The sequence below is a fragment of the Streptomyces sp. NPDC049813 genome, from assembly GCF_044465085.1.
GTDB lineage: Bacteria > Actinomycetota > Actinomycetes > Streptomycetales > Streptomycetaceae > Streptomyces.
This window is the reverse complement of record NZ_JBITLI010000003.1, coordinates 204,730-219,331: the sequence shown is the minus strand read 5'-3', so window position 1 is coordinate 219,331 and position 14,602 is coordinate 204,730. Positions and strand designations below refer to the sequence as shown.

The 14,602-nt window shown below is 70.5% G+C and carries 14 protein-coding genes; 9 read left to right on the top strand and 5 right to left on the bottom strand.

The features are described from left to right. Nucleotides 1–62: 62 nt before the first annotated feature. On the bottom strand, nucleotides 63–794 hold the full coding sequence (locus ACIBW6_RS08520) for a response regulator transcription factor (protein WP_399058095.1): 732 nt from the start codon (nucleotides 792–794) through the stop codon (nucleotides 63–65). A 215-nt stretch (nucleotides 795–1,009) separates the two neighbouring features. Between ACIBW6_RS08520 and ACIBW6_RS08515 the strand changes: the two genes are divergently transcribed. Further along, nucleotides 1,010–2,368 carry a hydrolytic protein gene (locus tag ACIBW6_RS08515; protein ID WP_399058093.1) on the top strand — a complete coding sequence of 453 codons (1,359 nt, stop codon included), beginning with the start codon at nucleotides 1,010–1,012 and terminating at the stop codon, nucleotides 2,366–2,368. Between the two features lie 222 nt (nucleotides 2,369–2,590). Here ACIBW6_RS08515 and ACIBW6_RS08510 read toward each other — a convergent pair whose 3' ends face one another. The 4 genes from ACIBW6_RS08510 to ACIBW6_RS08495 form a co-directional block, all read right to left on the bottom strand. Beyond that, a complete protein-coding gene (locus ACIBW6_RS08510; RefSeq protein WP_399058091.1) occupies nucleotides 2,591–3,286 on the bottom strand; it encodes a hypothetical protein in 696 nt (231 codons plus the stop codon). A gap of 400 nt (nucleotides 3,287–3,686) precedes the next feature. After that, entirely contained in the window at nucleotides 3,687–5,150 is a 1,464-nt protein-coding gene (locus ACIBW6_RS08505; protein ID WP_399058089.1) for a catalase, read from the bottom strand. A gap of 202 nt (nucleotides 5,151–5,352) precedes the next feature. Beyond that, entirely contained in the window at nucleotides 5,353–6,249 is an 897-nt protein-coding gene (locus ACIBW6_RS08500) for a 2-hydroxy-3-oxopropionate reductase (RefSeq protein ID WP_399058087.1), read from the bottom strand. Nucleotides 6,250–6,304: 55 nt separating this feature from the next. Next, the gene (locus ACIBW6_RS08495; RefSeq protein WP_399058085.1) at nucleotides 6,305–7,147 is read right to left on the bottom strand and encodes a TIM barrel protein; all 843 of its coding nucleotides are present in this window, start codon (nucleotides 7,145–7,147) and stop codon (nucleotides 6,305–6,307) included. A 134-nt stretch (nucleotides 7,148–7,281) separates the two neighbouring features. Here ACIBW6_RS08495 and ACIBW6_RS08490 point away from each other — a divergent pair, with 134 nt between their 5' ends. The 8 genes from ACIBW6_RS08490 to ACIBW6_RS08455 all read left to right on the top strand — a co-directional run bounded on the left by ACIBW6_RS08490 (nucleotide 7,282) and on the right by ACIBW6_RS08455 (nucleotide 14,544). Beyond that, nucleotides 7,282–7,533, top strand: a complete 252-nt coding sequence (locus ACIBW6_RS08490; protein WP_356494500.1) for a hypothetical protein — start codon at nucleotides 7,282–7,284, stop codon at nucleotides 7,531–7,533. Continuing rightward, nucleotides 7,530–7,898 (top strand): helix-turn-helix domain-containing protein, encoded by a 369-nt coding sequence (locus ACIBW6_RS08485; protein ID WP_399058082.1) that lies wholly within the window; start codon nucleotides 7,530–7,532, stop codon nucleotides 7,896–7,898. Before ACIBW6_RS08490 ends, ACIBW6_RS08485 begins: the two co-directional genes overlap by 4 nt. 149 nt (nucleotides 7,899–8,047) lie before the next feature. Beyond that, nucleotides 8,048–8,572, top strand: a complete 525-nt coding sequence (gene uraD, locus ACIBW6_RS08480) for a 2-oxo-4-hydroxy-4-carboxy-5-ureidoimidazoline decarboxylase (RefSeq protein ID WP_399058080.1) — start codon at nucleotides 8,048–8,050, stop codon at nucleotides 8,570–8,572. Then, nucleotides 8,569–8,967, top strand: a complete 399-nt coding sequence (gene uraH, locus ACIBW6_RS08475) for a hydroxyisourate hydrolase (RefSeq protein ID WP_399058078.1) — start codon at nucleotides 8,569–8,571, stop codon at nucleotides 8,965–8,967. The genes uraD and uraH overlap by 4 nt, the downstream gene beginning before the upstream one ends. A gap of 5 nt (nucleotides 8,968–8,972) precedes the next feature. Continuing rightward, the gene (gene pucL, locus ACIBW6_RS08470; RefSeq protein ID WP_399058076.1) at nucleotides 8,973–9,905 is read left to right on the top strand and encodes a factor-independent urate hydroxylase; all 933 of its coding nucleotides are present in this window, start codon (nucleotides 8,973–8,975) and stop codon (nucleotides 9,903–9,905) included. A gap of 84 nt (nucleotides 9,906–9,989) precedes the next feature. Beyond that, complete coding sequence (locus ACIBW6_RS08465) at nucleotides 9,990–11,408, top strand: nucleobase:cation symporter-2 family protein (protein ID WP_399058074.1); 1,419 nt, start codon at nucleotides 9,990–9,992, stop codon at nucleotides 11,406–11,408. 47 nt (nucleotides 11,409–11,455) lie between these two features. Beyond that, nucleotides 11,456–12,853 carry an 8-oxoguanine deaminase gene (locus tag ACIBW6_RS08460; RefSeq protein ID WP_399058072.1) on the top strand — a complete coding sequence of 466 codons (1,398 nt, stop codon included), beginning with the start codon at nucleotides 11,456–11,458 and terminating at the stop codon, nucleotides 12,851–12,853. A gap of 236 nt (nucleotides 12,854–13,089) precedes the next feature. After that, nucleotides 13,090–14,544, top strand: a complete 1,455-nt coding sequence (locus ACIBW6_RS08455) for a nucleobase:cation symporter-2 family protein (RefSeq protein ID WP_399058070.1) — start codon at nucleotides 13,090–13,092, stop codon at nucleotides 14,542–14,544. The last annotated feature ends 58 nt before the right edge of the window (nucleotides 14,545–14,602 follow it).

The following is a 14,602-nucleotide window of genomic DNA, read 5'->3' as shown; positions in this document are numbered from 1 at the left end:
CGGGTGGGCGTTCGGGCAGCCGGCGGGGAGCGCGGCGCCCCGGCGGTGCGGTGTCCGGGCCGTCAGATCAGCCCGTTGCGCAGCGCGTAGCCGACGGCGTGGGCGCGGTTGCGCAGTTGCAGGCGGGTGATGATCTCGTGCAGCACGTTCTTGACGGTGCGTTCGGAGTAGGCGGTCTTCCGGGCGATCTCCGCGGTGTCCAGGCCCTCCGACACCAGGCGCAGCATCTCCGCCTCCCGGCTGGTCAGCGTGGACAGCGAGGCGGCGCGCGGGTCGAGCGTCGAGCGCTGGAGGCTGCCCACGTGGCTGAGCAGCTTGGCCAGCAGGTCGCCGGGGAGCACGCCCTCGCCGTTGGCGATCGCGAGGACCAGGCGCAGCAGCCGGTCCTGGTCGGCCTCGGCGCGCCGCAGCACCGCGGCCACCCCGGCGTCGATGGCCCGCTGGAGGGCGTCCCCCGACTCGAAGGTGCCCACCACGAGGCCGGTACGGGTACGGGAGTTGCGGCGCAGCCGGTTCAGCAGGGCGGTCGTCTCGTCGTCCACGGTGTCGACGGTGACCAGGGAGACCTGGGCCGCGTCCGCGTCGGGGTCGGCGGCCAGTTCTATCTCGGGGCGCTGGCGTAACTGCTGCACGACGCCCACGTAGAGGACGGGGTCGGGGGCGTAGACGGCCACGGTGACCCGCGACGGGCGTTCGGCGGTCGCCGTCCAGCGGACGGTGTGCGCGGGCGAGACAGGGGAGACAGGGGAGGCGGAGGGGACGGGGGCGGGGCTGCTTGCCTGGGGGCAGGTCATGGTCGGGTACCTGTTCCTTGGAGCCTGTGGAGCGGGAGCGAATGCGTGGTCCGGCACGACGAGCGGGCGGCGCACGGCAGTTCCGGGTGTCCGCCACGGGCCGCGGGAGCGCCGCGGCGGGGGAGCCGGCGGCGGCTGGCCGGGGCACCGGCGCTGCCCGGTGCCCTGCCCCCGCGCCTCTGCGGGCCGGGCCCGTACCGGCATAGCGTCGCCGCGTGACCTCCGCAGCAGCCTCCCCCAGCCCCGGCGCGCCCGGCCTCGACATCCCCGAGGTGTCAGTGGCGCCCGGCAGCACCGCGTCCACCAGTCTGACCGTCCGCAACGACAGCGACATCGTCGAGGCCTACCGTCTGGAGGTCGTCGGCGACTGTGCCGCGTGGGCGAGTGTGGAGCCGGAGCGCCTCTCCCTGTACCCGGGCACCTCCGAGACGGTGACGATCCGGCTCGCGCCGCCGCGCTCCTTCGAGGTGCGGGCCGGCGAGGTGCCGCTCGCCGTCCGCGTCCTGCCCACGGAGCACCCCGAGGCGGTGCGGGTCCCGGAGACCGTCGTACGGGTCGGGGAGTTCCGGCAGCTGCGCACCGAGATCGCGCCGCGCCGGCGCCGTGGCTGGCTGCGCGGCCGCTACCGCGTCGCGGTGCGCAACGAGGGCAACGTCCCGGTGCGGCTCGGCTTCACGCCCGCCCAGCCGGGGGAGGAGCTGGGCTTCGCGTTCCGTCCGGCGGTGCGCGATCTGGAGCCCGGCGAGTCCGCCGAGGTGGGCCTGCGGGTCCGCATCGGCAGACCGGTGTGGTTCGGCTCTCCGGTCAGCTGGCCGTTCACGGTCGCCGTCGCGGAGACCGGGGAGGGCGCCGAGGACCGCGATCCCGACGTGGCGCTCGACGTCCGGGCGCCGCTGGACGCCGAGTTCGTGCAGATACCCGTCTTCCCGAAGTGGCTGCTCGCGGTCCTCGCCGCGCTGCTCGCCCTGCTGCTCGCCTGGTTCACGCTGGTGCGGCCCGCGGTGCGCAGCACGGCCAAGGAGGCGGCCGACGAGGTGGTCCAGCCGAGGCCGACCCCCGGCAGCCCGGACGAACAGGGCGCCGGGACGGGCCCCGGGCAGCAGCCGGGCGGCGGCGCGGACGGCGGCCAGGGCTCCGGGGGCGGCGGCACGGGGACCGGCGCCGGGCAGGGCACCGGTACCGGCACGGGGACGGGCACCGGCGGCGGGGGCGCGGGCGGACAGCAGAGTTCGGCCACCATCGACGTGCAGACCTCGGGCGGGGCGAGCAGGACAGGCACGTACACCGTGCCCGCGGGCAAGGAGTTCGGGATCACCGACATCGTCGTCGCCAACTTCCAGGGCGACGAAGGGGTGTTGACCATCAACTTCGGTGAGCGCAAGATCACGACGATCGCGCTGGAGACGTTCCGCAATCAGGACTACCACTGGGTCACCCCCATCAGGATCACCGAGAACGACACGGTGACGGCCCAGGTGACCTGTGCGAAGCCGGGCACGCCGGCCACGGGCCGCCGCGCGCAGGCATGCCACGAGGTGCTCAACGTGAGCGGCGTGCTCAGCAGCACCAGGTGAACCAGGCGTCGCCTCCATGGTCGGCGAGAGGGGACGCGGTGCAAAGGGAAGCGGGTCCCGCGCGTCCGGAAAACGGTCCTGGTGAGGACGCGGCCGAATGTCCGCGTTTTCGGCCTATGTTCTGGTGTCGCCGTCCACATACCCGACGGTGGCGCGCTGTGGGGCCGCTCAAGTCCGCCTCAATTTCGGCTGGATAAAGGCGTTACCTCTGCGGCGATCTGGTCATGCCGGGCCCGCCCCGCCCGGCCGGCGCGTCAGCGCGGTGTCGACGCGCCGGGCGAACGCCGGGTCGGTCCGCCGCCAGCCACTGATGCGGCCCGGATGGATCCCGGTGCGCTGCGCGGCCCCGGCCAGCGTCGATCCCATCCGGAGCCGGTCCAGGACGGCGTCCTTGGCGCGGGCGGTCCCCTCGTCGGCGGCCCGTTCCACGGCGGCCCTGAAGGCGGGGTTGGCGCGCAGCCACGAGGTCAGGGTGGAACCGGGGACGCCCAGCAGGTCCCGGGTCTCGGGCACCGACCGGTCCCCGGTGCGCAGCAGCGCCAGGAACCTGACCTGCAACGCGGCCCGCTCCTCGGGTTTGCGGGTGCGGGTGACGGGCTGGGTGAGGGCGTCGGTGACGCGCATGCCGGAGGCGACGCGCTGGGCCAGGGCCTGGGCCGTGACGGGGAAGCGGGGGTCGTCGGCCCAGTCGGTGGCGCTCTTGGTCTCGCCGAAGGCGCTGATCTCGGTCTGTACCCGGCGCCGGCGCGCGCGGCCGAGTTCGGTGAGGGTCACCTCCAGCTCGGTGAAGGCCTGCGCGGCCCGCCACGCGGCCAGGTGCTCCGGCGCCGTGGCGGGGCGCTCACCGTGCAGGAGGGCCAGGAGATGGGCCGCGGCCTCGTGCAGGGCCGCGCTGGTGTCCGGGTCGTCGGCGTCCATGGCGACTCCACGGTAGCCAAGGCGGGTTCTGTCCTGTGGACCGGGGCGGGCATGCGCGGACCCCGGGTACGGACCGTCGTACCCGGGGTCGGTCAGGAGGTTGTTGCCGTCCGACGGCGCGCGACTGGCGGAACATGCATGCGCGCCACCGGACGGAGTCGATGTGGCTGGGATCGCGGCGGCCGGGCGACGGCCTGCCGGACTTCCTTCCTCAGGTCGAAAGGGAGTCCGGAGCCTTCACCACCGCACTGGCTCGCACCGGCCGCCGCGATCCTCGTCCTCCCGCGTCCCCCTGCGCGGCCACCCCTCATCCGGGTCGCACAGGAGGCGCGGGCTTGTGCGTACGGAGCTGACCTCCCGTCAGGCCCCGTACGCAGTCTGTGGGTCGTGCCCGGGAGGACTAGTCCTCACGCAGGGCGCGGACCGCTTCCTCGACACGCTTGCCGTAGTCCTGGTCGGCCGCGTGGAAGTGGGCGACGGCCTTCTCCACGATGTCGTCGCGCGAGACCTGCGAGAGGCCGCCCGCGATGTTGGCGACGAGGCGCTGCTTCTCGTCCTCGGACATCAGCCGGTACAACTCGCCGGCCTGGAAGAAGTCGTCGTCCTTGGTGTGGGCCGGGGCCTCGTGCGTGCCCGTGTGGCCGGCGACGGCGAGCGGTGCGGCGAGCGGCCGGCCGGTCTCGACGGGGCCGTCGAAGGAGTTCGGCTCGTAGTTCTTGCGGGCGCGGCCGTAGGCGTTGGTGGCCATGAGGCCGTCGCGGCCGTAGTTGTCGGCCCCGCCGACGACGGCCTTCGGCGCGTTCACCGCGAGCTGGGTGTGGTTGACGCCCAGGCGGTAGCGGTGCGCGTCCGCGTAGGCGAACAGCCGGCCCTGGAGCATCTTGTCCGGCGAGGGACCGATGCCGGGCACGAAGTTGTTCGGGGAGAACGCGGCCTGCTCGACCTCGGCGAAGACGTTGTCCGGGTTGCGGTCGAGGACCATGCGGCCCACGCGCTGCAGCGGGTAGTCCGCGTGCGGCCAGACCTTGGTGAGGTCGAACGGGTTGAAGCGGTACTCGGCCGCCTCGGCCGCCGGCATGATCTGCACGTACAGCGTCCAGGACGGGTTCACGCCGCGCTCGATGGCCTGCACCAGGTCCGTCTGGTGGGAGTTGGGGTCCTTGCCCGCCAGCTCCTGGGCCTGCTCGGTGGAGAGGCAGCGGATGCCCTGGTTGGTCTTGAAGTGGTACTTCACGAAGAAGGCCTCGCCCGCCTCGTTCGTCCACTGGTAGGTGTGCGAGCCGAAGCCGTTCATGTGGCGGTACGAGGCAGGGATGCCGCGGTCGCCCATCAGCCAGGTCACCTGGTGCGTGACCTCGGGGGAGTGCGCCCAGAAGTCCCAGACGTTCTCGGGCTCCTGCTTGCCCGTGAACGGGTCGCGCTTCTGCGTGTGGATGAAGTCCGGGAACTTCAGCGGGTCCTTGATGAAGAAGACCGGCGTGTTGTTGCCGACGAGGTCGTAGTTGCCCTCTTCGGTGTAGAACTTCACGGCGAAGCCGCGCGGGTCGCGGACGGCGTCCGCGCCGCCGAGGCTGTCGGCCACGGTCGAGAAGCGCGTGAACAGCTCGGTGCGCTTGCCGACGGTGTTCAGGAAGTCGGCGTGGGTGAAGCCGGTGACGTCGTCGGTCACCTCGAAGTAGCCGTACGCGCCGGAGCCGCGGGCGTGCACGACGCGCTCCGGGATGCGCTCACGGTTGAAACGGGCGAGCTTCTCCAGGAGGTGCTGGTCCTGGAGGAGGATCGGGCCGCCGACGCCTGCGGTGGCGGAGTTCTGGTTGTCGGCGACTGGGGCGCCGGACTCGGTCGTGAGCACACGCTTCGGCATTATTCGAGGCGACCTTCCGTGCAGTGGCTGCTGACGATGTGGGGGAGCGTAAGGACCCCTGAACAGCTGCGTCAACAGTTTGTTGAAGTTATGGGCGTACTTGGTTCAACTTTTTGTTGCAAAAAAGGGGTTCCGGGCCGCGGCGACGCCTGGGCGCGACAGGACAGGTGTCAGCGCCGCCGCGGCCCGGAAGTCTGGGGTGTTACGCGACCTGCTCGCCCGAGAGGCGCTCGACCGAGCGCAGCAGCGCCGAGTGGTCGAGGCCGCCGTCGCCCTGGGCGCGCAGCGAGGCGACCAGCTGGGCGACCACGGCGCCGACGGGCAGGGCCGCGCCGACGTTGCGGGCGGCGTCGGTGACGATGCCCATGTCCTTGTGGTGCAGATCGATGCGGAAGCCGGGCTTGAAGTCGCGGTTGAGGAAGTTGTCCTTCTTGCGCGTCAGCACGGTCGAGCCGGCCAGGCCGCCGTTGAGGACGTCGAGCGCGGCCTTGAGGTCCACGCCGGACTTCTCCAGGAAGACCACGGCCTCGGCGCACGCCTGGATGTTCACCGCGACGATGAGCTGGTTGGCGGCCTTCACCGTCTGACCCGAGCCGTGCGGACCGCACAGCACGATGGTCTTGCCGAGCGCCTCCAGGAGCGGCTTGGCCTCGTCGAAGTCGGCCTGCTCACCGCCGACCATGATGGACAGGACGGCCTCGATCGCACCGGCCTCGCCGCCCGAGACGGGGGCGTCCAGGACCCGGATGCCCTTGTCCTTGGCGGCCTTCGCGAGGTCGACCGAGGTCTGCGGCGTGATCGACGACATGTCGACGATCAGCGCGCCGGACTTCGCGTTCTCCAGGATGCCCTCGGCGCCGTAGGCGATCGCCTCGACCTGCGGGGAGGCGGGGACCATGGTGACGACGACGTCGGCGTCCTTGACGGCCTCGGCGATCGACTTCACCGCGGTGCCGCCGGCCGCGGCGAGGCGGTCCAGCTTCTCCTGCTCCAGGGTGAACCCCGTGACGTCGTAACCGGCCTTGATCAGGTTCTCCGCCATGGGGGAGCCCATGATGCCGAGACCGATCCATGCGACCTTGGGGAGGTTGTTGCTCATGAGGGTGACTCCAAAAAGCTCAGGAAAGCTGATACGTCGATGAGTGGCGCGCGCTTCAGTTCCGCGCGGCGCGGGCCTCGTGCGGCAGCCAGCCGAAGGACTCGGCGCTCGGGGCGTCCCCGGGCTTGTACTCCAGGCCCACGTAGCCCTCGTAGCCGGCCTTCGTGAGCTGGTCGAGCAGCTCCTCCAGCGGCAGGGAGCCGGTGCCCGGGGCGCCACGGCCCGGGTTGTCGGCGATCTGCACGTGCGCGGTCTTGTCGGTGTAGGCGCTGATGACCTGCTGGAGGTCCTCGCCGTTCATCGACAGGTGGTACAGGTCCATGAGGAACTTGGCGTTGCCGAGACCGGTCGCCGCGTTCACCTTGTCCACGATCTCGATGGCCTTGGGGGCGCTCACGATCGGGCAGGCCGGCGACTCGGGCTTGTTGAGAGCCTCGATGAGGAGCACGGCGCCGACACGGTCGGCGGCGCGGGCCGCGAGCACCAGGTTCTCCAGGGCGAGGTCGTCCTGGACCGCCGGGTCCACGCCGTCGACGCGGTTGCCGTACAGCGCGTTCAGGGCCTTGCAGCCGAGCGAGTGCGCGAAGTCGGCGGCGACGTCGAGGTTGGCGCGGAACTTCTCGCTCTCCTCGCCGGGGACCGACAGGGCGCCCCGGTCGGGGCCGGGCAGCTGCCCGGCGTAGAAGTTCAGGCCGGTCAGCTGGACACCCGCGTCCTTGATGGCGTCGCGCAGGGCGTCCAGCTCGGACTGCGCGGGGGTGGGGGCGTCGACCCAGGGCCACCACAGCTCGACCGCGGTGAAGCCGGCCGCGGCGGCGGCCGCGGGACGCTCCAGGAGCGGGAGTTCCGTGAAGAGGATCGACAGGTTGACGTTGAAGCGCTGGTCTGCGAATCCCACGAGGTCGGCGCTCCCTTCCGTATTAGTTCCGTATTGCGGAAGTTCGTTTCTGCTTGATGGAAGGTTGCCTCTGACCTGACGGAGCTGTCAAGAGGGGCTGCCGGAAAAAGCACGTTCGGCGTTAGGTTGAGCCCGTGCGATTGAGAGTGGAGTTCACGACCGAGCCCTTCGACCTTGACGAGGCGCCGCCGCACGCGGTCGTCGCGCGCGAGGTCGTCCAGGGGGCCGACCTGGACGCGGTCGACGTCGGCCCGTTCGGCAACACCGCCGAGGGGGAGGCCGGCCGGGTGCTCACCGCGGTCGACGCGCTGCTGCGCCAGGCCCTCGAAGCGGGCGCCACCCGGGTCTCGCTCCAGGTCAACGTGGTGGGGGAGGGCGATAAGTGACCGCTCTGGGGGACGAGCCCTTCGTCCGGGCGGTCAAGCCGCTCGTCGACGCCATGGGGGCCGAGATGCTGCCGCCGAGCGAGGCGGCCAAGGACGACATCGTGCTGAGCTGGGAGGGGGCCGAGATCATCGCCGTCCGGCTGCCGCAGCTGGCCGACTCGCTCGATCACCTGCTGGCCGCCATGGAGCGCACGGCGGGCCGGCCCCTCGCCGAGCTCGACCGCAAGGAGAAGCAGGAGGCGGTCCGGCTCCTGGAGGCGCGCGGCGCGTTCTCCGTGCGCCACGGCGTGGAAACCGTCGCCGGAGCACTGGGTGTCTCCCGCTTCACCGTGTACAACTACCTGAACCGCGAGAAAGCCACCTGACCTGGGGGAATCCCCGGTGCCACGAACCGTCGTCCGGATACCGGACGGCGGTTTTTGTCGTTCCAAGTTTTCAACAAAGTGTTGACGCAGTGTTTCCGAGGGCGTTAGCTATCCGCAGCCCGTCCAGCACAAGGCCACGGAGGCATCCCGTGACTTCAGGAACGACACCGGGACTCACCCGGTTCAACACCTCGGACGAGAGCGCGGCCCTGGCCGAGCTCCACGAGGTGTGTGCTTCATCGGCGTGGGGGCAGAAGATCGTCGCCCAGCGCCCCTTCGCCACTGCCGAGTCCCTCTTCCGTGCCAGTGACGCCGCGACGGCCGAACTGACCGCAGAGGACCTCACCGAGGCGATGGCGGGGCATCCGCCGATCGGCCGCCCGAAGCCCGGCGACCCGACCTCGTCGCGTGAACAGCGCGGCATGGCGGGGGCCTCCGAGGAGCTCAAGGCGGAGATGCTCGAACAGAACCTGGCCTACCAGGACCGGTTCGGGCATGTCTTCCTGATCTGCGCCACCGGGGCGAGCGCGGAGCAGATGCTCGGCGCGCTCAAGGCACGCATCGGCAACACCGCCGAGCAGGAGCGGGAGATCGTCCGCACCGAACTGGGCAAGATCAACCGCATCCGCCTCACCCGCCTCGTAGCCGCAGAAGAAGGGGACAACGCCTCATGAGCACCGAGACGACCGCGTCGGTGTCCACCCACATCCTGGACACCAGCATCGGACGCCCCGCCGGGGGCGTCGCCATCTCCCTCGCGGCCCGCGCCGGTTCGGGCGCCGCCTGGGTGGCGCTCGGTGGCTCCGCCACCGACGCGGACGGGCGCTGCAAGGACCTGCCGGCCCTGCCGGAGGGAACCACCCACGTCCGTCTCGACTTCGAGACGGAAGCGTATTTCGACAAGAAGCAAGCCGATGCGCAGCAGGACGCCCCCGCGAATCGGGACAGCGTCACGACCGGAGCGTTCTTCCCGGAGGTGGCGATCACGTTCGCCGTCACGCCGGGCGAGCACTACCACGTGCCGCTGCTGCTCAACCCGTTCGGCTACTCCGTTTACCGAGGGAGCTAGCAGACATGCCCACGATTCTCGGCCAGAACCAGTACGGCAAAGCAGAGAACCGCGTCGTCAAGATTACGCGGGACGGCGACACCCACCACATCAAGGACGTGAACGTCTCGGTCGCCCTCAGCGGTGACCTCGACGACGTGCACTACAACGGGTCGAACGCCCACTGCCTGCCGACCGACACCACGAAGAACACCTGCTTCGCCTTCGCCAAGGAATACGGCATCGACTCGGTGGAGCAGTACGGCATCCACCTCGCCCGCCACTTCGTCGACAGCCAGGAGCCCATCCACCGGGCCCGCATCCGCATCGAGGAGTACAGCTGGGAGCGGATCGCCGGCTCCGACGCGGGCTCCAACTTCATCGGTGCCGACGAGGTCCAGCACTCCTTCGTCCGCAAGGGCCAGGAGACGCGGCTCGCGCAGATCACGTACGACGGCGAGAAGTTCGAAGTCCTGTCGGGGCTCAAGGACTTGACCGTGATGAACACCACGAACTCCGAGTTCTGGGGCTACATCAAGGACAAGTACACGACGCTCAAGGAGGACTACGACCGTATCCTCGCGACGTCGCTGTCCACCTGGTGGCGGCACAACTGGACCTCCGACGAGCAGCGCATGCCGCAGTGGGAGAAGTCCTACGCGCAGGCCAAGAAGCACATCCTCCAGGCCTTCGTGGAGACGTACTCGCTCTCGCTCCAGCAGACGCTGTACCAGATGGGTTCGCGCGTCATCAACAACCGCAGCGAGATCGACGAGATCCGCTTCTCCGCGCCGAACAAGCACCACTTCCGCCAGGACCTGTCGCCCTTCGGCCTGGACAACGAGGCGAAGGACGGCGCCGTGTACCTCGCCGCCGACCGCCCCTACGGCCTGATCGAGGCCACCATCCTGCGGGACGGCGCCGAGCAGCGCATCCCGGTCGACATGACCAACCTCTGACGCCCCCAGGCGTAATCGGACGCGACAGCGCACCCCCGTCCACCCCGGTCGGCGGGGGTGCGCCGCACCGGAGGGAACAACGCAATGGCAGTGCCAGCAAAGGGGCCGGCTGAAGCCGAGAGCCCGTGTTCTACATCGTCCGGCCCACAGGGCAGCGCCGACCCGGTGCACCCGGTGGACGAAAAGCTCCACGTCTCGCGGCTCGTCCCCGCCGCTCTCCAGCACATCGCCGCCATGTACGCGGGCGTCGTCACCCCTCCGCTCATCATCGGCCAGGCCGTCCACCTGGACACCGCGGGCCGGACCCGGCTGATCGCCGCGTCCCTGCTCATCGCGGGCCTGGCCACACTGCTCCAGACACTCGGCGTCAAGGGCTTCGTCGGCAACCGGCTGCCCTTCGTCAACGCCGCCTCCTCCGCGGGCATCGCACCGATGCTCGCCATCGCCGAGACCAACGCCTCGGGCGACCAACTCCCCGCCATCTACGGGGCGGTGATGGTCGCGGGCGTCTTCTGCCTCGCCATCGGCCCCTTCTTCGGACGGCTGCTGCGCTTCTTCCCGCCGCTGGTCACCGGCGTCGTCATCACCCTCATCGGCGTGACCCTGATGCCCGTCCCCGTCGGCTGGGCCCAGGGCGGCGACGCCACCTCCGCCGACTACGGCGACATGCGCTTCCTCGCACTCGCCGGCTTCACCCTCGTCGTCATCCTGCTGATCCAGCGCTTCGGCAAGGGCTTCGTCAAGCAAGTCGCCCTGCTGTTCGGCCTGTTGATCGGCACGCTGGCCGCGATCCCGTTCGGCATGGCCGACTTCAGCGCCCTCGGCTCCGCGCCCGTCGCCGCGCTGCCCACCCCCTTCGCCTTCGGCGCACCGCAGTTCCAGCCCGCCGCGATCGTCTCGCTCTGCCTCGTGATGCTCGTCCTGATGACCGAGTCCTCGGCCGGCATGCTCGCCATCGGCGAGATCTGCGACCGCGAGACCTCCGGGCGGACCATCACCCGCGGCCTGCGCACCGACGGCATCGCCACCTTCCTCGGCCCGGTCTTCGGCGGCTTCCCGACCTCCGCCTTCGCCCAGAACGTCGGCGTCGTCTCGCTGACCAAGGTGCGCAGCCGCTACGTCGTCGCGGTGGCGGGCGGCGCCCTGCTGATCCTCGGCGTCTTCCCGATGCTCGGCGCGGTCGTCTCCCTGGTCCCCATGCCGGTCCTCGGCGGCGCGGGCATCGTCCTCTTCGGCTCCATCGCCGTCAGCGGCATCCGCACCCTCTCCGAGGCGGGCCTGGACGACAGCTCCAACATCATCCTGGTGGCCGTCTCGCTCGGCGCGGGCATCATCCCGCTCGCCGCACCCACCTTCTACGCCGACTTCCCGGCCTGGGCGCAGACCGTGCTCGGCTCCGGCATCAGCGCGGGCGCGCTCGTCGCCGTCACGCTGAACCTGTTCTTCCACCATCTCGGCACCCGTAGCAGCGCCGGCGCGGCTGCGGCACTCAAATCCACCTAGGGTCCTGCCGTGCCCAGCAATCGCCACTCATGAATGAAGGAAGCACCATGGCAGCTTCTACGGCAAACAGCGCCACCGACCGCATCGTCATCGAGAACGTCGCCATCGCGACGGTCGACGCGGACGACACCGAGTACGCCTCGGGCCACATCGTCGTGGCGGGCAACAGGATCGAGTCCATCGGCGCCGGCAAGGCTCCCGAGGGCCTGGAGAACGTGGTCCGCCGGGTCGACGGCACCGGCCACCTCGCCACGCCCGGACTCGTCAACACCCACCACCACTTCTACCAGTGGATCACCCGCGGCCTCGCCACCGACCACAACCTCTTCAACTGGCTGAAGACGCTGTACCCGACGTGGGCGCGGATCGACGAGCGGATGACGTACGCGGCGGCGCAGGGCTCCCTCGCCGTGATGGTGCGCGGCGGCGTCACCACCGCCATGGACCATCACTACGTCTTCCCGCAGGGCTCCGGCGACCTCTCCGGGTCGATCATCCGGGCCGCCTCCGAGATGGGCGTGCGCTTCACCCTGGCCCGCGGCTCCATGGACCGCAGCGAGAAGGACGGCGGCCTGCCGCCGGACTTCGCCGTCGAGACCCTGGAGGGCGCGCTCGCCGCGACCGAGGAGACCGTCAAGAAGCACCACGACGACTCCTTCGACGCGATGACGCAGGTGGCCGTGGCCCCCTGCTCCCCGTTCTCCGTCTCCACCGAACTCCTCAAGCAGGGCGCCGAGTTGGCGCGCCGACTCGGGGTGCGGCTGCACACCCACGGCAGCGAGACGGTCGAGGAGGAGCAGTTCTGCCACGAGCTGTTCGGCATGGGCCCCACCGACTACTTCGAGTCGACGGGCTGGCTCGGCGAGGACGTGTGGATGGCGCACAGCGTCCACATGAACGACTCCGACATCGCCGCGTTCGGCCGCACGAAGACGGGCGTGGCGCACTGCCCGTCCTCCAACGCGCGGCTCGCGGCCGGCATCGCCCGCGTCCCCGACATGCTCGCCGCCGGTGTCCCGGTCGGCCTCGGCGTCGACGGCACCGCCTCGAACGAGTCCGGCGAACTCCACACCGAACTGCGCAACGCCCTGCTCATCAACCGCCTCGGCGCCCACCGCGAGGCCGCGCTCAACGCCCGCCAGGCGCTGCGCCTGGGCACGTACGGCGGCGCGCAGGTCCTCGGCCGGGCGAGCCAGATCGGCTCCCTGGAGGCCGGCAAGCTCGCCGACCTCGTGCTGTGGAAGCTGGACACCCTGGCGCACTCCTCGATCGCCGACCCGGTGACCGCGCTCGTCTTCGGCGCGGCCGCACCGGTCACCCTCTCCCTCGTCAACGGCGCGCCGGTGGTGGAGAACAGCCGCCTCCTGCACGTCGACGAGGACGCCGTCGCCCGCTCCACGCGGGACGAGGCGCAGCGGCTCGCGCGGATCGCCGCGCAGGGCTGAGACACCCGAGAACGCCGGCCGGGGAGGACGGTCCCCGGCCGGACCCGAGCAGCCGAGCGGGCTGCTCGGGTGCCGCCCCGGAACGTGGCCCAAAGCTTCACGTTCCCGGGGCGGTCACTCCTACCTGGGCGCGGAACAACTTCATATCGAGCACGGCAGCACGACCTTGCACCACCTCCCAGAAGCGAAAAGTGCCGGCGGCGTGCCGGGGCTGGAAAACAACCGGAGGAGCCGACGTGGCGACGCAGCCCAGGTTCACCAAGCAAGGCACCACCCCCGACGAGGTCCCGGCGGGGCATACCAAACATCCGGTAGACGAGACGCTGCCCCCGCTGAAGATGGCGACGACGGGGTTGCAGCACGTGGCGGCGATGTACGCGGGTGTGGTCGCGCCCCCGCTCATAGTCGGCGCCTACATAGGCCTCTCGGCGAAGGAACTCACCTTCCTCACCGGCGCCTGTCTGTTCACGGCAGGCCTCGCCACCTTCCTCCAGACCCTCGGGATCTGGAAGATCGGCGCCAGACTGCCCTTCGTGAACGGCGTGACGTTCGCGGGCGTGGCCCCGATGCTCGCCGTCGTCGACTCGACGAAGGACAAGGACGACGCGCTGCCGATCATCTTCGGCGCGGTGATCGTCGCGGGCGTCCTCGGATTCATCGCGGCGCCCTTCTTCTCCAAGGCGATCCGCTTCTTCCCGCCGGTCGTCACCGGCACGGTCATCACCCTCATCGGCATCTCGCTGATGCCCGTCGCGTTCGGCTGGGCGCAAGGGCCCGACACCAAGGCGTCGGACTACGGCTCGATGAAGAACCTGGCCCTGGCCGGCGCCACCCTCGTCATCGTGCTGCTGCTGCGCCGGTTCACGACCGGGTTCGTCAAGCAGATCGCGGTCCTGCTCGGCCTGGTCATCGGCACGGTCGTCGCGATCCCGTTCGGCGTCACGGACTTCTCGCCGATCGGCGACGCGGACATCGTCGGCTTCCCGACCCCGTTCCACTTCGGCGCCCCGCAGTTCGCGGGCGCGGCCATCGTCTCGCTCTGCGTCGTCATGGTCGTCTCGATGACCGAGTCGACCGCCGACATGCTCGCGCTCGGCGAGATCGTCGACCGCCCGGCCGACGAGAAGACGATCGCGGCCGGGCTGCGCGCCGACACCCTCGGCACGGCGGTCAGCCCGCTCTTCAACGGCTTCATGTGCAGCGCGTTCGCCCAGAACATCGGGCTCGTGGCGATGACGAAGATCCGCAGCCGGTACGTGGTGGCGACCGGCGGCGCGTTCCTCGTCCTGATGGGCCTGTGCCCGGTGGCGGCCTCGCTGATCGCGGTCGTGCCGCGCCCGGTGCTCGGCGGCGCGGGCGTCGTCCTGTTCGGCTCGGTCGCGGCCAGCGGCATCCAGACGCTGGTCAAGGCCAACCTGGAGAAGGACAACAACGTCCTCATCGTCGCGGTCTCGCTCGCCGTCGGCCTGATCCCGATCGCGGCCCCGGAGTTCTACCACGCGTTCCCGGACACCGCGAAGATCATCCTGGACTCGGGCATCTCCACCGGGTGCGTCGCCGCCGTGCTCCTGAACCTCGTCTTCAACCACATCGGACGCCACCGCGACGCGGACGACGTCACCTCCCCGATGGAGTCGGGCGGCGCCATCGTCGAACAGCGGACGGGCGCCTCGGCGGCGTCGGTGCACTGACGGGAGCGGACGGAAGCGCGGGTGGCGGCCCGCCCGGAGTGCGTCCACTCCGGGCGGG